This is a genomic window from Acidobacteriaceae bacterium (assembly GCA_028283655.1).
Classification (GTDB): domain Bacteria; phylum Acidobacteriota; class Terriglobia; order Terriglobales; family Acidobacteriaceae; genus Granulicella.
In genome coordinates this window covers 1116119-1134051 of record JAPWKE010000003.1, presented here as the reverse complement: position 1 = coordinate 1134051, position 17933 = coordinate 1116119, and the positions used below count along the sequence as shown (strand labels likewise).

General features: G+C 58.0%; 12 protein-coding genes and 1 tRNA gene. 8 read left to right on the top strand and 5 right to left on the bottom strand.

What is annotated here, in order from left to right; translation table 11 throughout:
* Window positions 1-3 precede the first annotated feature (3 nt).
* The 4 genes from uvrA (at window position 4) to PW792_07620 (ending at window position 5192) form a co-directional block, all read left to right on the top strand.
* On the top strand, window positions 4-2976 hold the full coding sequence (uvrA, locus tag PW792_07635; GenBank protein MDE1161804.1) for an excinuclease ABC subunit UvrA: 2973 nt from the start codon (window positions 4-6) through the stop codon (window positions 2974-2976).
* Between the two features lie 416 nt (window positions 2977-3392).
* The gene (locus PW792_07630; GenBank protein MDE1161803.1) at window positions 3393-4274 is read left to right on the top strand and encodes a tetratricopeptide repeat protein; all 882 of its coding nucleotides are present in this window, start codon (window positions 3393-3395) and stop codon (window positions 4272-4274) included.
* Window positions 4275-4415: 141 nt separating this feature from the next.
* Entirely contained in the window at window positions 4416-5039 is a 624-nt protein-coding gene (locus tag PW792_07625) for a M48 family peptidase (protein MDE1161802.1), read from the top strand.
* A gap of 65 nt (window positions 5040-5104) precedes the next feature.
* A tRNA-Leu gene (locus tag PW792_07620) sits at window positions 5105-5192 on the top strand.
* Between the two features lie 3 nt (window positions 5193-5195).
* On the opposite strand, the gene PW792_07615 is transcribed toward PW792_07620, so the two are convergent.
* A complete protein-coding gene (locus PW792_07615) occupies window positions 5196-7244 on the bottom strand; it encodes a transglycosylase SLT domain-containing protein (GenBank protein ID MDE1161801.1) in 2049 nt (682 codons plus the stop codon).
* Window positions 7245-7682: 438 nt separating this feature from the next.
* On the opposite strand from PW792_07615, the gene PW792_07610 reads away from it, so the two are divergent.
* Both PW792_07610 and PW792_07605 read left to right on the top strand, forming a co-directional pair.
* The gene (locus PW792_07610; GenBank protein ID MDE1161800.1) at window positions 7683-8399 is read left to right on the top strand and encodes a sigma-70 family RNA polymerase sigma factor; all 717 of its coding nucleotides are present in this window, start codon (window positions 7683-7685) and stop codon (window positions 8397-8399) included.
* Window positions 8396-8698 (top strand): zf-HC2 domain-containing protein, encoded by a 303-nt coding sequence (locus PW792_07605; protein MDE1161799.1) that lies wholly within the window; start codon window positions 8396-8398, stop codon window positions 8696-8698. Before PW792_07610 ends, PW792_07605 begins: the two co-directional genes overlap by 4 nt.
* 65 nt (window positions 8699-8763) lie before the next feature.
* On the opposite strand, the gene PW792_07600 is transcribed toward PW792_07605, so the two are convergent.
* The 4 genes from PW792_07600 to PW792_07585 form a co-directional block, all read right to left on the bottom strand.
* Complete coding sequence (locus PW792_07600) at window positions 8764-9705, bottom strand: hypothetical protein (GenBank protein MDE1161798.1); 942 nt, start codon at window positions 9703-9705, stop codon at window positions 8764-8766.
* Window positions 9706-9832: 127 nt separating this feature from the next.
* The gene (gene ftcD, locus PW792_07595; GenBank protein ID MDE1161797.1) at window positions 9833-10765 is read right to left on the bottom strand and encodes a glutamate formimidoyltransferase; all 933 of its coding nucleotides are present in this window, start codon (window positions 10763-10765) and stop codon (window positions 9833-9835) included.
* 2 nt (window positions 10766-10767) lie between these two features.
* On the bottom strand, window positions 10768-11475 hold the full coding sequence (locus tag PW792_07590; protein ID MDE1161796.1) for an acyloxyacyl hydrolase: 708 nt from the start codon (window positions 11473-11475) through the stop codon (window positions 10768-10770).
* 73 nt (window positions 11476-11548) lie between these two features.
* Complete coding sequence (locus tag PW792_07585; GenBank protein MDE1161795.1) at window positions 11549-12289, bottom strand: YebC/PmpR family DNA-binding transcriptional regulator; 741 nt, start codon at window positions 12287-12289, stop codon at window positions 11549-11551.
* A 309-nt stretch (window positions 12290-12598) separates the two neighbouring features.
* Between PW792_07585 and purF the strand changes: the two genes are divergently transcribed.
* Window positions 12599-14110, top strand: a complete 1512-nt coding sequence (gene purF / locus PW792_07580; protein ID MDE1161794.1) for an amidophosphoribosyltransferase — start codon at window positions 12599-12601, stop codon at window positions 14108-14110.
* Window positions 14067-17933, top strand: coding sequence for a phosphoribosylformylglycinamidine synthase (gene purL / locus PW792_07575; protein ID MDE1161793.1), 3867 nt, complete (start codon window positions 14067-14069; stop codon window positions 17931-17933). The genes purF and purL overlap by 44 nt, the downstream gene beginning before the upstream one ends.

Sequence of the window (17933 nt, the reverse complement as noted above, 5' to 3'; positions counted from 1 at the left end):
ACCATGAACGACCAGATCACAATCCGCGGTGCGCGTACGCATAACCTCAAAGGGATCGATGTCGATATCCCTCATGGCAAACTGACGGTCGTCAGCGGTGTCTCCGGTTCCGGCAAGAGTTCGCTTGCTTTCGATACTGTCTACGCCGAGGGACAGCGACGTTACGTTGAGTCGCTGTCAGCCTATGCGCGGCAGTTTCTCGAACGCATCGAAAAGCCGGATGTCGATCACATGGATGGACTCGCACCGGCGATTGCGATCAAGCAGAAGAACCAGACACGCAATCCTCGCTCGACAGTTGCGACGGCGACTGAGATCTACGACTACCTGCGGCTTCTCTATGCTCGTTGCGGAAAGGTCACCTGCCTGCACTGCGGTGGAACTGTGCGGCATGACACCGTCGATGAGATCGTCACACGTGTGCTCAACCAGCCCGAAGGAGCACGCGTCTATGCGCTCTTCCCTGCGATGCGGCGTGAGATCAAGCTGGAGTCGATGAGCGCGGCGAGCACAGCGGAAGAAGTTCCAGCAACGGCGAAGAAAGCTACGGCCAAGAAGGTCTCAGCAAAGGCCGCAAAGGCAGAGGCAAACGCAGCCGACGAAGCGTTAAAAGAGCGACTGGGTGAACTTCGGCGCCGAGGCTATAACCGTCTATGGCAAGACGATGGAGCCGCTGGAAAGATCGTTGAATTTTCGACGCCGGAGTCGCTGCTGGAGTTGGACTTTTCGGAGCCGATCTTTGTACTCGCAGATCGTCTCGCACTCTCTGCAGAAATTCGCTCGCGCCTGGTCGATGCTATTGAGACGGGCTATCGAGAGGCTGGCGAAGTGGTCTTCCGCAGCGTGCCGCGAGAGGGCGAAGGCGAGGCCACGGAGCAGCGCTTCTCTGCGGCTTTTGAGTGCGACACCTGCCATCGCGCCTATCGAGAACCTGAGCCCCGCCTCTTTAGCTTCAACAATCCGTTTGGTGCGTGCCCTCGTTGCCAGGGCTTCGGCAACACGATTGACTTTGATCCGGACCTGATCGTTCCCGACCGCTCGAAGACGCTTGATGAAGGTGCCATTGATCCATGGACGAAGCCGAAGTATCGCTCGCCGTGGCACGCCGAGATGCGCCGCGCGGCCAAGGCTGTCGATATCCCCACGGATGTTCCCTGGTTTGATTTAACCGAGGCTCAGCGTGAGTTTCTATGGGAAGGCCGTGGCGAATGGGCTGGTATTCGCGGCTTCTTCAATGATCTTGAACGCAAGAAGTACAAGCTGCACGTTCGCGTTTTTCTATCGAAGTATCGCGGTTATGCGACGTGCCCGGATTGTCGCGGGCAGCGGCTTCGTGCTGAAGCACGTGCCGTGCTCATCAACGATAAGAACATCTGCGAGGCGTGCGCACTCACGATCACCGAAGCACAGACATTCTTAAACAACCTGACTCTTTCTGCAGCACAAGCAGAGGTCGCGGGCAAGGTACTCGAAGAGGTGCGGCAGCGTGTCGGCTTCCTGCTTGAAGTTGGGCTGGAGTATCTGACGCTTGATCGTCTTAGCTCAACACTCAGCGGCGGCGAGTCGCAGCGCATTCAACTGGCGACCTCGCTTGGCTCACGTCTGGTTGGTGCGCTCTATGTGCTCGACGAACCTTCGATCGGCCTGCATACACGCGACACAGCCAAGCTCATTCGCATCATGGAGGAGTTGCGCGACCTCGGCAACACGATTCTCGTCGTTGAGCACGATCCGGATGTCATCCGCGCCGCCGATCGCCTGCTCGATCTTGGTCCCGGTGCTGGAGAGCTTGGCGGCAAACTGCTCGCAGCAGGAACCGTCGAAGAGGTCAAAGAAAATCCGAACTCGTTGACGGGTCGCTATCTCAGCGGACGCTCTTCTATCGCCGTTCCTCGGCATCGTCGTGAGCCTGGCCGGGAGAAGCTGTCCCTGAAGGGTGCACGCATTCACAACCTGCGCGGCGTGGATGTTGAGATACCTCTTGGGATGCTCTGCTGCGTGACAGGAGTCAGTGGCTCGGGTAAATCCACCATGGTGCATCAGGTGCTTTACAAGGCGCTGATGCAGGCTCTGGGACAAAGTGAAGGTGGTGATCCTGCACACCTCTACCGCGAGCTTTCCGGCGCACAGTATCTGAACGATGTGATTCTCGTTGACCAGTCGCCGATTGGCCGCACACCTCGCTCGAACCCGATCACGTACATCAAAGCGTTTGACGCTATTCGGGAACTTTTTTCGTCGCAACCAGAGTCCAAGCGGCGCGGGCTTACAGCTGGTTCTTTCAGCTTCAATGTACCCGGTGGGCGCTGCGATGTGTGCGAAGGCGATGGCACGGTTACGGTCGAGATGCAGTTCCTTGCCGACGTGGAGCTTCCCTGCGAAGAGTGCAACGGCACGCGTTATAAGACGAAGGTTCTTGAGGTGAAGTACAAGGGCCGCAGCATTCACGAAGTGCTGGGGATGACTGTTCGTGAAGCCATCGTTTACTTCGCAGGACACCCCAAGATAGTTGACCGGCTCGCGGTGCTCGATGAAGTCGGTCTTGGCTACGTTCGTCTTGGGCAAAGCGCAACGACGCTTTCAGGTGGAGAGGCCCAGCGCGTGAAGCTCGCAATGCATCTTGCACAGGCCAGGAGTGGATCTTCTGGTGGAGCTGGTAGCGTTCGCGGAGAGGCCAAGCGTGCAGCTAGCCGTGTGCTCTATGTTCTTGATGAGCCGACAACGGGTCTTCACTTTGAAGATGTGGCGAAGCTACTCGGTGCGTTCAATAAGCTCATTGATGGCGGAGGTTCGCTGCTGGTCATCGAGCACAATCTTGACGTCATCAAGTGCGCTGACTGGGTGATCGACATGGGCCCCGAAGGTGGTTCAGGTGGTGGGCAGATTGTGGCTGTTGGCACGCCAGAAGAGATCGCCGCAACTGTCTCCTCCCACACAGGACATTGGCTGGCTCCTGTGCTTGCAGGCAAGGTGTAATCGTTATGAAACTGGCACTGCTTCCTCTCGTCACCTTGTTCCTTTCCTTGCCCCTGGCAGCGCCAGCGCAACAGCCAGCTCAAGGAGACCCCCAACAGGCTGCGCAGCAGGCGATGGAAAAGGGTGACTACGCCACAGCGGAAACATTGCTGGCGAAGCTTGCTGCAGAGCATCCAAACAATGCCCATGTGCTTTACGACCTAGGGTTTGCGCAAGAGCACAACGGAAAGGAAGACACCGCCGCAACGACCTATCGGTCAGCCATAGAAGCTGATCCGAAGATGATCGAGCCACAGCTTGCGCTGGGCCTTCTGGATGCTCGAGCCGGTCGTTTGCAGCGTGCACACAAAGAGCTGGAGTCTGCTTCAGAGATCGTGGCAACGTCATCCTCCTTGCGTGCGCGGGCGTTTCGCGCCATGGCGCAGATGGATGCGAATGGCAACACGGCTGTGGCCAGCGACGAGTTGCTGCATGCGATCCAGCTTGACGGAGAAACGCCCGCCGATACCCTGCTCAGCGCCGAACTCGCTGAACGTAGCAATGCCTTACCGCAAGCAGAGCAGGCTTACCTGAAAGTCCTCAGCAGTGATCCTGACAACGTTGAGGCACGTGTTGGCCTGGGTCATGTCTTCAAAGCGGAAAACAAGCTTGCGGATGCCGAAGCCGTCCTGCAGAAAGGGCTCGACAAGCATCCCGAGGACCTTCAGCTAACGATGCAGCTCGCGACGGTGCTGGTCGCAGAGCAGAAGACCGAACAGGCAATTCCTTTGCTTGAAAAGCTTCGCGCGGCGGCGCCCCAGGGCGTCGACCTGGCAGCGCTTACGGACATGCTTGCCCACATATACTCCGCAAATGGAAACATGGAGGCCGCGGAGAAACTTTACCGGCAAGCTCTGCTTAAGACGCCAGATGATCCTCGCGAACTCGATGCACTCGGGTCGCTTCTGATCCGTGAAGCTAAATTTGCCGAAGCCGAAGATTTGCTTCGACGTGCTGCGAACCAACGCGCGGCCTTCAACGACGATAGCGCCTGGGGCGATTCAGCAGGCCATCTTGCCTTTGCCGCCTCCCGCAATGGACATCCGCAAATGGTCTTGCAAGCGCTTGCAGCGCGCGCATCGGTTTTGGCGGAGACGCCAGGAACGCTCTTTCTCTCAGCCACGGCATACGATTCGCTTCATCAGTACAAGGATGCCGTCAAGCAGTACAAGGCCTTTTTAGCCATCGCTGCAGACAAGTTTCCGACAGAAGAGTTTCAGGCACGCCATCGACTGATTGCGCTGGAACGACAGAAGTAAGCTCTCTCCAATAGCAATTCCATGCACAGAACGGCACAGTACACTAGTTCCATTGTGGCTGTAGTCCCCTTGCCAGCAGCATCTTCGGAACTATTCGCGATCTTCGAAAGAGAGTATCGCGAGTTGCGCCCTCGAGCGCCTATGCCTGACCTCGAGATAAAGTTCCGCCGCTTCACAAGTCTGAACACAACGATTCGTCTTCGTGATGGGCATCTGCATGTGCGGCTGTCGGACCTCTTGATCGATGCGCCGGAAACGGTGCTGACCGCTATTGCACACATCCTGCTGGCGAAGCTCTACCGCAAGCCGATCTCAGCCACCGCCTCAGACAGATATAGACGCTACACGCAGTCGGAAGCCGTTTCCCGGCAGTCAGAGCACATTCGGCAGACGCGCGGACGCAAGCGCATCTCGACGCCCAAGGGACACCTCTGGGACCTCGAAGAAGTCTTTGAAGCAGTCAACCGCCGCTTCTTCCACGGCCTTCTGGGGCGTCCGACACTGACCTGGAGTGCTCACGTGGCGCGCCGCATGCTCGGCCACTATGACGCAGCACACAACACAATCGTCGTGAGCCGCGTTTTCGACCGCCCGGGAACACCGCGATACGCCATAGAGTACCTGCTGTATCACGAGATGCTTCACCTCAAGCATCCGGTACGAGTACGTGCCGGGCGAAGGTGTGTCCACTCCCGAGAGTTCCAGGCCGAGGAACGCCTGTTCCCCGAATTGGAGCTCGCCAGAAATTTCTTAAAACAGCTTTAGCCGTGTCACTCTATCGTGCCTAAACTCGTTTCCTTCGAGTGCAGTCGCGATAGGATGAATACAGCGCCCGGATGGTGAAATCGGCAGACACAGCGGACTTAAAATCCGCAGACCTTAACGGTCGTGGGGGTTCAAGTCCCCCTCCGGGCACCAAATTTAGCGCGGCGAATAGATGGCGCGATACAACTCACGATTACGAATAATTGCCTGAACGTACTCCCGTGTTTCGGTGTACGGAATAGACTCTACCCACTCAGGAATATCTTTGTAATCACCGCCAGCTATCCAGCGGCGTATCGGCGTATCACCCGCGTTGTAACTGGCTAACGCATACTCAACCTGACCGCCATACTTTGCGATCGAGTTACGCAAATCCAGAGTTCCCAACGACAAGTTCACCGAAGGATCGAGCAACTGTGACGTCTGAAAATGGCGCATGCCTTTTCGTTTTGCCAGCGATTTGGCAGTGGACGGAATAAGTTGCATCAACCCATAAGCGTTTGCACGGCTAACAGCTCCGGGATTGAACTCTGACTCCTGACGAATCAGCGCTGCGACCAGAAATGGGTCGAGACCATTTTCCTGCGCGTCTTCCGAGAGCTGAGGCCAATATGGCCGGGGGAAGACGATCTTCCAATACTCCATTGGAACGGCGCTGACCGGTAGCGAGAAGAATGGAATCTTCGCGCGCTTCATGGCCTGGAGAGCTCGGGTATTCTCGCCAAAGCTTTGGTAGATTTGAGCCTCGGCCAGAGCCGACCACTCATTCTCCGGATCCCCTAATTGCAATTCAGGGCGAATGTACTCGTTGAGCGCCGCGTTTGCCAGCAGGCGTGCCTTGATCAGGTGTGGATCGTTCTCCGGCAGGTCTGCGGTCAGGTGAAGGTTCGCCACCGGGCGGAGATTGCTTAGGACCGGCGAAGCGGCCGTCTCCCCGGCCCGTGCCGAGATGACATTCAATCGCTGCCGGCCAAGCATCGCATAGTAGCTGTTGACGTACGAAGCATCCAAAGCACGGTAGAAGTTCGCGGCCTGCCCGAAGTTATGCTCCACGTCTTCATAGAGACGAGCTCGCCAGTAGAGTGCTCCGGGAATCTCACTGCCCGCCGGATAACGTGCGATCTGCTCTTCCATCAACCTTGCGGCTTCCGGATAACGATGCAAACGATAGCTCAGCCAGGCAGCATGCCAGTGCGAGTTCGGCGCATAGGTGGAGTGGGGGAAACGATCGACCAGGCGCTCGTAATTTGCCGAGGCGTTGGCCATGTCTCCCTTCACCAGGTACATGTTGCCGCCCGAGTACAACGCTTCCTCAAACCAGCGACTGTGCGGGTACTGGGCCTCCAACTGCGCCACGATCGTATCGTGCCCGACAAAGTCATTTTCGTTGCGAGCGAGCTCCGACTGCAGGTAGAGCTTAAGAGCCGCAGAGTCGTCGCCTGTCACAGGCAGGTTGGCAACGTCTCCACGAGAAAGCCGGTGAAGCTTTAGATCGCAGACGGCGGCATAGATCTCCAGCGCGTCGCGATCGGCCTGCGAGAGGCTATTGTCGTTCTTCTTCAACGCACGGTACTCCGTGGCTGCAGCCGTGTACTGCTTAGCGTTGAACATGGCATCGGCGTGCTGTTTGCGTTCCGCAGACGATAGCGGAGCGTTCATGGCGTCAAGCTGCGTCTTGGCGTTTGCCGCCTCGGGCGATAGAGGATCCCCCAGATAGATTCCGCGAAAGAGTTTTGCCGCCTCCGTCTGATTCCCGCTCGCCTGATACGCCCGGGCCAGCATCGCTCGATAATCCACCTTGTTCGCTGCGAAGGTGCCCTGCAGACCCTGCAACACGCGAATGGCGTTGCCCGCATCCCCACCCGCCAGATAGGCACTGGCAAGCAGCACAGGGGAGTTTGGCACGAAGAGGCTGGCGGGATGCCGCTGAGCAAAGTTCGTCAGCAGCTTTATGGCGTCAGGAGCATGGCCCGCCTGGATTGCAGCCTGCGCACCGAGGTAGTCGGCGTAATCGTCCAGCGACTTACCTGACGCGGCAGCGCGAGCATATTCACTCTGTGCTTCTGCGTAGTTGTGGTCCAGTTGGGCAGCGTGGCCAAGCGCGAGTTCCGCTGCGGCCGCAGCTTCGCCAGAGTGCGAGGCCGCGTAGGACCTGACGCCGCCGTAGGCTGCGGCAGAACGCGTCAGGGTAAGTTGCTGCGCCATGGGCCGCAGTTGAGCGCTGGCCACAAAAGCTGAGGTGAGCTGGCGGCTCTCTACCGTCTCTCGGACGTGAGGAATACGGCCAGGAACGCGCTTCCCATGCTTCGACCTTGAAGATTCCTCGTGCGCAACAGCTTTCCTGGAGCCTCTCTTTGTAGAGCTCTTCGACGCGTGAGTCGTAGCGTGGTGTGTGGCTGAAGAGTGATGGGTAGAGCTCGCTGCGTGCGTCGTAGAATGCTTCTTCTTCGTCTGCGCCACGCCGGCAGGACTGCACGCCAAAGCCGACACCAGCGCCATACCGCTGACTGTGAGCCACCATCCGCTAACCAACTGTTTCTGCTTCCCTTGCGTCAAGAGCCCAACTCCTCTGCTTTGACTCTATGACGCGAAGTTGGGGAAGAATACTCTTCCCCAAGTTTCAACGAACCACAGGAGATAACCTTGGCCGCAGGTGTCGTACACTGGCAAGTGACTGTTATGGCCGCACACCCTACTGCACTGCCGGATGATTTGCCAGAAATTCCACTCGACGCAGCTCCTTCTGCGCCGACAGGTGGCCCTTTGTCCCCGGATAAAGACATTGAGCTCGTAGAACGAGCCAAAGCCGGTGACACCGAAGCGTTTGAGGTTCTTGTGCGTCAGTATGAGCGCCAGATCTTCCGCACGGCTCAGCACATTACCCAGAACCGCGAAGATGCTGAAGACATCACTCAGGACGTCTTTTTCAAAGCGTTTCAGAAGATCGACCAGTTCCAGGGAAATTCCAAGTTTTCGACGTGGCTGGTCAGGATTGCGGTCAACGAGAGCCTGATGCGCCTTCGCAAGCGCAAGACCTCCAAGACGGTCTCGATGGACCAGGAGGTCGAAACCGACGAGGGCTCAATCCCTCGCGATTTCGCGGAATGGCGCCCAAATCCGGAACAAAACTTCTCGCAATCCGAGATGGCGGAGATCCTCCGCAAAACAATTGCAGGTTTGCCCCCAGGATTTCGAACCGTTTTCACGTTACGGGACATCGAAAACTTGTCGACCGAGGAAACCGCCGAGGCGTTAGGATTGAGCGTCCCCGCGGTGAAGTCCCGACTGTTGCGCGCGCGTCTGCAGTTACGCGAACGCCTCAGCCGTTACTTCCGGCAGACTAAAGAGGGCTCCAAGTGAACTGCACTGAATTTTTAGCGAAACTAACCGACTTCTTTGACGACACCATTGACCCGTCCCTCATGGCTGAAGTGAAGGAGCACCTCTGTACGTGCCATCATTGCGAAGTGGTCGTCGACACTACGCGCCACACCATCGACTTCTACCGCTCACACGAGCAGTATGAACTGCCGAACCCTGTTGCTGACAAGCTGCGCAGCGCCATTATGGATCGCTGCAAAGCGATCGGCAAGCCAAAGCCAGAGCTGAATTTCAATGCAGGCCTTGCTGAGCCGGTGGCAAAGAGCACGAAGAGCTAGTTTCAATCCTAAGCAACGAAGAGAGGCGGCCAATTGGCCGCCTCTCTTCGTTGCTTAGAGCGCTTTTACTTGACTACCTGCTGAAAGAGCGGCGAACCAAGCAGGCTGGCGAAGTTCTGATCCGACGAGGAATAAGAGACAGTCAGAGTGCCACCACCGGAATCTACCGTGGTTCCCTGCATCGCCTGCTTCTCCATGTTGGAACCAGAGGTCTGCTTCAGGATCATGACGCCCTTCATCAGAGCCGCAGCGGTCGCAGCTGTGACGGTGTCAGACATGACAACGGCCATATCGAACTTCACGCCGTTGGAAAAGTCCATGGTGTAGTTCGCGGACTTCATGCGCTGCTTTACCGTGTCATAGTCGGCCAGCGACGAAGCTTCACCCAGAACCGACTTCATCATGGTCTGCGTACCCTTCTGGTCCAGAAGGCTCCAGACGGGACGGGAGTCAACCGCAGCCATCTCGTTCATCATGTCGCCGTTCTGCAGGAAGTTCGCAATGATGCCATCACGAGCGTCCAAAGCCGACTTTACGGCCTCACGGTCGCCAAAGATCATCGTCGTCTGGTTAAGGAACGCGACGCTCATGCCAGCCGAACCCATCGGCCAGATGTCCGTGTGGCGAAGGACCACCGGCTTCGTCTTCTGCTTGGTGAAGTTGGCGATAATCTGAGCGCTGTGGAACTGCCCCTGGGCTACGCCCAGAATGCGAGTTCCATCCGAACCGGGAGCGCGGAAAGCAGCGAAAGCCAGTGTGTCGGCATCCTGGTCAACCTTCAAACCGGAGGTTTTCAGTGCTGTTTCGAGGCGCTTGAGCTCCGGCGGAAGCACGCGATCCTTCAACTGCATGGCGGCCGGTGAGTTCTGCATCGCCTTGTAGTCAACAACGATAATCTGCTGAACGTTCTTCGGAATCGAAGAGCGTGCATCAACGCTGAGCTGTGCGGCATGGGCTACGCTTACGGCCATCATCGCCATGCCGGCAAAAGCGGCTCCGAACTTCATGAACTTGCTGGTTGTCACGGTTGCTCCCCAAAGTGAACGTCTTGAGACGTTGCACTATTTTCGCTGAAATGCAGATGTGCTGACAACAACTTGGACGCACAGTCCGCAATTTCGTTTCGTTCCGACATCACGGCCAGTCGAGCGGATGCTCCAGCCGTCGCTCGAGCACCTTTTCAGAAGGGTCGAACTGAGGTATTTGACGAACCCACTCGGCATCCGTTTCAAAGGCTTCTTCCGGCAACAGGCCAATCAATTCCCCGTCGCCGATGGTTGCGCCATGCTGTTCGGCAATCTCCTTGACCGCCGCGTGGACCTTGCTAACCGGCGTGCGCTGGAAGTCGGTGATATTCATGCTCACCTGGGCGCGTGAGTTCACCACCACCCCCATAGCCTTGATACCGAATGGTCCGCCAGACGACATCCGAACCTCTTTGGCGATGGCTCGGGCCAGCCCTACGTCAGCCGCCTCCCCTTCACGATCGAGGTAAATATTGTAAGCAATCAAGAATTTACGAGCTCCAAGAGCAGAGGCTCCTGCCGTTGCATGAAGCTCAGGACCGCCGACGTCAGGACGGCGAGTCGTATCGCGATGAACATCTGCGGCAAGACCTTCGAACTGTCCACGGCGAACATCTTCGAGGTTTACCCGGTCAGGACGTGACGCGGCGGCCTCGTAAAAGTAGACGGGAACGCCGAAGCGTCGCCAGATCCCCATGCCCGCCTGCCGTGCCAGCATCGCGCACTGAACCAGCGAAAGGCCGGAGACAGGTACAAACGGAATGACATCGGCTGCGCCAATGCGTGGATGCACGCCGGTTTGCGTCGTCAAATCAATAAGTTCAGCGGCTTTCCCAGCACCGCGAATAGCAGCCTCCACGACCGCCTCCGGGGCACCAGCAATCGTTACCACCGAGCGGTTGTGATCCTCATCCATGGACCAGTCGAGCAGGTGCACGCCATCTATGCGCATGGAACGCACGATGGCGATGACCTTGTCGCGGTCTACCCCTTCGGAAAAGTTCGGAACACACTCAACAATCTGATTCTGGCCATCGGTCATGCTTACTTCCACCATGTATAGCCGAGCGTGAACTGGACACCTGTGTTTACGCCGGGGTTCTTGTCTCCAAGTGACGACGAAGAAATGTGTACCGCATTTGCACTGACATCCAGTGAACGACGCGGCTTCAGGAAGTAGTGAGCACCGATGCCGAACTGCGGATCAAAGTTCCATACGCTTGTGTTTGCGTTTGGCGCGGTCTGCGAGGTGTTCTGGTAGTCCAGCGAGCCCAGGCCAGGGTACTTGCGAGTCGTGTAGATTACGCCGCCAGCTCCCTGAATCCAGGGTTGCAAACGTGCTCCGTGGCGCATGTTGATGCGGAGCTTGATCGGCACGATGCTGAAGCCGCGGTACGTTCCACCGCTGGTCGTCGGACCATAGCACTGGCTGGCAGAGGATGCTCCGTATGGGCAGCTAAGCTTTTGAAACTTCGGCGTATAGCTCTGCCAGAGAGGAAGAATCTCGACGCCGTACTCAAAGTTAGCGCGCAACGAGGTGTAGTCGTTTGTCAGGATGCGGCCCGCTTGAACACCTGCGGAAAAAAACTTGTAGTCCGTACGGTCTTCCAGACCATTACCACCCTGGATAAAGACGCCGTACTCCCACTTCGGGGATGACTCTTTGACTGCTCCAGAAACGGTTTGGCCGGACTGGGCGTACGCAAGAGGCAGAAAAGCAAAGGCAATCAAGCTAAGAACAATCTTTTTCACGGAAACTCCTCGTTACAGGCAAACGCCGCCATTGGTATGGCGGCGTTCACGGCTACCGATAGATCGGATGACGCTAGGCCGGAACCGATGCCTCGTCCATGTCGAAATTCGTATACACGTTCTGTGTATCGTCGAGATCTTCAAGGACGTCGAGCATGCGGAGCATGGCTGCCGCCTGCGCACCTTCCAGCTTGGTGTAGGTCGAAGGCACCATCGTGACTTCAGCCGACTCGGGCGTAATGCCCGCTGCGGTGATGGCATCCTTTACGGCGCTGAAATCAGCAGGAGCAGTCGTTACTTCCCAGTACTCGCCCTCGCCGCCGATGTCTTCGCCACCTGCTTCGAGAACGATTTCCGTGATCTTGTCTTCGCTGGCCGCATCCTTCGCCACCAGGATCATGCCCTTCTTCGAGAACATGAAGCTGACCGAACCAGACTCGCCCATGTTGCCGCCATGCTTGGAGAAGGCGTGACGCACTTCTGAAACGGCACGGTTGCGGTTATCCGTCAGCACTTCGACGATGATCGCAGCGCCACCCGGACCGTAGCCCTCGTAGGTGATGTCTTCGTACTGTGCGCCTTCGATTTCGCCGGTACCGCGCTTGACCGCGCGGGCGATGTTGTCGTTCGGCATGTTTTCAGCCTTCGCTGCGGCGATGGCTGTACGCAGACGGGGGTTGCCGTCGGGATCTCCGCCGCCAGCCTTGGCCGCGACCATGATTTCCTTGATCAGGCGGGTAAAAATCTTGCCACGCTTGGCGTCGAGTGCGCCCTTCTTGTGCTTAATCGTTGCCCATTTTGAATGGCCGGACATGCGGTAAACCTCGGATATATCGATTGCTGTAGCTGCACACGAAACAGCCGCCCACAGGGCGGCCACCGGTGCCACAGACGTCGCCTCAAGTCTAACATCGGAGCGGAGCCGCTGAAAACGTTCTAAGAGGCGCAACCGACGGTTTTCAACAGCAATCTTCTGTTGACCGCCCTGTAACCGACCGAACGTTAAAGCGCGGCAACAATCCTGACCCAAAACGTGAGACCATAAGGTACGTACCACAGCCTATGCGAACGCGATTTACTCGCGCTTGCGCAACGTCACTCACTCGACTCACTGTGAGGGTTCATGTGCGGCATTGTGGGCGTCTTCGGACATCGCCCTGTAAGTCAGGTTCTTTACGATTCGTTGACCATGCTTCAGCATCGCGGTCAGGATGCAGCAGGCATTGCAACCTCCTTCCTCAATCGTTTTTATCTTCACAAGGGCAACGGCCTCGTTAATGAGGTCTTTGATGTCGCGTCGATGGCAAAGCTACTCGGCGACATGGGCATCGGCCACGTCCGCTACCCGACCGCTGGTTGCGGTTCCGTTGCTGAAGCACAGCCGTTCTATGTGAACTCTCCGCACGGAATCGTCTTTGCCCACAACGGCAACCTGACGAACGTCGACGAGATCATTCATCGCGTGTTTGAAAAGGACCTTCGCCATCTGAACACTCGTTCCGATAGCGAGGTGATGCTGAACGTCTTCGCGCATGCCCTGGCGGAACGGAACGTCATCAGCCCTACACCTGAAGACATCTTCACGGCGGTGGAAGAAACCCACGAGATCTGCAAGGGCGGCTATGCCGTCATCGCCATGATTGCGGCGGTGGGTATCGTCGGCTTCCGTGATCTCAACGGCATTCGCCCGCTCGTCTACGGCAAGCGCGTTACACACGGACAGACTGAGTACATGATCGCCAGCGAAAGCGTGGCACTTCAGGTGGACGGCTTCGAACTCGTACGTGATCTTGAGCCCGGCGAGACTGTATTCATCGACATCCACGGCAAGCTGCACACGCACCAGACAGCACTGCCGCACCGCAAAGCACCGTGCCTCTTTGAGTTCGTCTACCTTGCTCGTCCTGACTCCGTACTTGATGGCGCCAGCGTCTACCAGTGCCGCATCAATATGGGCGACAAACTGGCCGACAAGATCAAGAGCGATTGGCTCAACGTTCCCATCGACGTCGTTATTCCCATCCCGTCGACAAGCCGAACCTCTGCGCTCGCGATCGCAAACCGTCTCGATATTCCCTATCGTGAAGGCTTCGTGCGCAATCGCTACGTTGGCCGCACGTTCATCATGCCAGGGAACGAACAGCGCAAGGCTTCGATTCGCCGCAAGCTGAACCCGATTCCGCAGGAGTTCCGCGACAAGAACGTGCTGCTCGTGGATGACTCTATCGTTCGTGGCAACACGATCAAAGAGATCATCGCAATGACGCGTGAACTTGGCGCAAAGGCTGTCTACGTCTGCTCGGCGTCGCCAATGGTGCTGTATCCGAACGTCTACGGCATCGACATGCCGTCACGCAACGAACTGGTCGCCTGCGGTAAGACTCTGGATCAACTCGCCGCAGACATCGGCGCCGACAAGGTGATCTTCCAGGACCTGAAGGACCTGAAGGATTCCATCACGGAGTGCGCTCCTGAACTCAATGAGTTCGAAACCTCAATCTTCGACGGAAGCTACGTCACCGGCGATATTACGGAAGAGTATCTCCGCTCGCTGGAAGCCCAACGAAACGATGCCGCAAAGATCACTGAAGATGTCGCCAATCACATTACGCGAAACCTTGTTCAGCACATCTAGCTCCTCTGTCAAAGCCGTCCTGCTGCCCGGGACGGCCGCCCTTTCGTCGTTTGAAGCGGAGCGCCTGCGCAGCCGCCTTGCCGTTCTCGATAGCGGCGTTCACACCGTTGAAGCCCACTGGATGTACGTCGCCGTTCTCGCGGAAGGCTTTGATTCCATTCCTGCAGAAGAAGCCGCAAGGCTGAACGATCTGCTGGAGCGGGATGAGAGCCAGCACACGGCAAACCTCTGGGTAGGACCCCGCGTGGGCACGCAAAGCCCGTGGTCCAGCAAAGCCACCGACATCCTTCGCAACACCGGCTTCCAGTCGATCGTTCGCCTGGAACGCGCGCGTGCACTTCAGATCCACGGAGCCAAAAGCCTTGAGGCCCTGAGCGAAGCTCTGCACGACCGCATGACCGAAAGCATTTACTTCGGCGGTGCAGAAAACTTACTCGCAATTCTTGAGACACACCAGACGCGCCCACTGCAGCATATTGACGTGCTCGGCCAAGGTGCTGCCGCCATTGAGCAAGCTGACCGCGAACTGGGTCTGTCGCTTTCGCCGGATGAGATCGCTTACCTCGTAGCCGAGTTCGTCAAACTCGATCGCAATCCCACGGACGTTGAGCTGTATATGTTCGCGCAGGCCAACAGCGAGCACTGCCGCCACAAGATCTTCAACGCTTCGTGGACGATCGACGGCGAGCAACAGCCGCGCTCACTCTTCGGCATGATCCGCAACACCTACGAGCAGTCGAGCGAAGATGTGCTCTCGGCGTACCGCGATAACGCGGCGGTGATTCGCGGATCTCAGGGCGGACGCTTCTTCCCTGACCCGCAAACCGGCATCTACAGCGCGCACGACGAAGAGATTCACATCCTCTGCAAGGTGGAGACGCACAATCATCCCACTGCGATCTCGCCATTCCCCGGCGCTGCCACAGGCTCCGGCGGAGAGATTCGCGATGAAGGCGCAACGGGTATCGGCGGTAAGCCGAAGGCAGGACTCAGCGGCTTTACGACTTCGAACCTTCGCTTGCCGAACGCTCTCCAGCCGTGGGAGCAGACCGAGTCAAAGCCAACCAATATCGCCAGCCCGCTCGACATCATGATCGAAGCTCCGCTGGGCGCTGCTGCGTACAACAACGAGTTCGGTCGCCCGAACCTCTGCGGCTACTTCCGCACCTTCGAGCAGCACGATGGCGAGCGTCAGTGGGGATACCACAAGCCGATCATGCTCGCCGGCGGACTCGGCAACATCCGTGCCGAGCACGTGGAGAAGCGCGAAATGCTTGCGGGCTACGAGCTCGTCGCGCTCGGTGGCCCCGCGATGCTTGTCGGCCTTGGTGGCGGTGCAGCATCGAGCGGCAACGGCACCTCCAACGAGCAGCTCGACTTTGCCAGCGTGCAGCGCGAGAATCCTGAGCTCGAACGTCGAGCCCAGGAAGTGATTGACCGCTGCTGGCAGCTTGGCGCAGATAATCCCATCGCGTTCATTCACGACGTTGGCGCAGGCGGATTGTCGAATGCCTTCCCTGAACTGGTCAAGGACGGCGGCCTCGGCGGTACGTTCTCGCTCAACGCTATTCCTCGTGCAGAAGCAGGCATGAGCCCGCTCGAGCTCTGGTGCAACGAGTCGCAGGAGCGTTACGTGCTCGCTCTGCGTCCCGAGGATCTTCCCCGCTTCACTGCGCTTTGCGAGCGCGAGCGTTGCCCTTTCGCCGTCATCGGCACGGCAACGGACGAGAAGCAGCTCATCCTCAGCGACACCAACAGCGACAGCGCTCCCATCGATTTGCCCATGCAGGTGCTCTTCGGTAAAGCGCCGAAGATGGAGCGCAGCTTCACGCGCGAGGCGTTAGTGAGCAGTGAGTCGGAACTCAACGACATCGCGCTCGCAGATGCCATCGAACGTGTGCTGCGTATGCCTGCGGTCGCGTCCAAGAGCTTCCTCATCACTATCGGCGACCGTACGGTTGGTGGCTATACCGTGCAGGACCAGATGGTCGGCCCGTGGCAGGTTCCGGTCGCAGACTGTGCTGTCACCATGACGGCCTACGGCGCGACAACGGGCGAAGCTATGGCTATTGGCGAGCGAACACCACTCGCGACGCTGGACGCTGCAGCCTCTGCACGCATGGCTGTTGGAGAGGTGATCACCAACCTCGCGGGCGCAGCCATCGAGAAGCTCTCTGACATCAAGCTCTCCGCCAACTGGATGGCAGCAGCGAGCGAGCCTGGTCAGGACCAGGCACTCTACGACGCCGTTTATGCGGTCGGGATGGAGCTTTGTCCGGCGCTCGGCATTACGATTCCCGTGGGCAAGGACTCAATGTCCATGCGCACGAAGTGGCAGCACGAAGGCGTAACGCACAACGTCACGTCGCCACTCTCGCTGATTGCTTCAGGCTTTGCGCCTGTGACGAATGTGCGCAAAACGCTCACGCCTGAACTGAAGCCGGTGGACTCGCGTCTGATCCTGATCGATCTTGGCGAAGGACGCAACCGCCTCGGTGGCAGTGTGCTCTCCGAAGCCTTCATGCAAAGCGGCGGAAGTGTTGCAGACGCACCGTCTCCGCAACAGCTGGCAGGCTTCTTCTCGCTTGTGCAAACGCTGAATGCCGAAGGCAAGCTACTGGCGTATCACGACCGCGGCGATGGAGGTCTGTTCGTCACGCTGCTCGAAATGGCTCTTGCAGGGAGCTGCGGCCTTCACATCGAGCTTCCTGCTGGTGACTTGCTGGCTCAACTCTTCTCCGAAGAGTTGGGCGCTGTGATTCAAATCAGCGCAGAACATGAGAAGGCTGTGGTCGAGGCTTTGAAGCATTCGGGCTTGCACTGGCTTTCGGTAGGCTCTGCCGCTGCTGGCAACGACTTGCTCCTCGTTCACGATGACATCCCCGTGTATCGGGCACAACGCTCCGTGTTGCTAAAGGTATGGAGCGAAGTCAGCCACAGCATTGCGTCTCTGCGGGACAACCCCGTCTGCACCGCGCAAGAGTTTTCTCTACTTAGCGACGCGAGCCGTCCGGGACTTTTCATCAAAGCGGGCTTCGATCCTGCAGAACGCGTAGCCGCTCCTTTCGTTCATACCTCGAAGCCACGTATTGCCATCCTGCGCGAGCAAGGTGTCAACGGCCAGGTGGAAATGGCCGCAGCGTTTGACCGTGCCAACTTCGAAGCCGTCGATGTCCACATGAGCGACCTGCTCGCTGGGCGTATCGACCTCGCCGGGTTCACAGGGCTTGCTGCCTGCGGAGGCTTCAGCTACGGCGACGTGCTCGGTGCGGGTAGCGGATGGGCGAAGACAGTTCTCTTCAACAACAGGCTGCGCGAGATGTTTGCTACTTTCTTCGGACGCACCGACACACTCTCGCTCGGCGTCTGCAATGGCTGCCAGATGATGGCGCAACTCGCCCCAATCATCCCCGGTGCGCAGGAGTGGCCGCGCTTCCGCCGCAACCTCTCCGCACGCTTTGAAGCGCGCCAATGCATGGTTGAAATCGCACCTTCTACTTCGATTTTCTTCACCGGCATGGAAGGCTCACAGATGCCGATTGCCGTCGCACATGGCGAAGGCCGCGTCGAGTCCAGCGCAGCTTCCGCAAACGTGGCAATGCGTTATATCGATACCTACGGCAAGCCGACGCAGCACTATCCTCTCAACCCCAACGGCTCGGTCGACGCCATCGCGGGCTTTGCCTCGCAGGACGGCCGCGCTCTGATCGTTATGCCCCATCCCGAGCGCTCGGCGCTTGGTCTGCAGCACAGCTGGACGCGTACCCTTGCGGACAGCCCGTGGCAACGCATGTTTGATAACGCCCGCAAGTGGGTGAGCTAA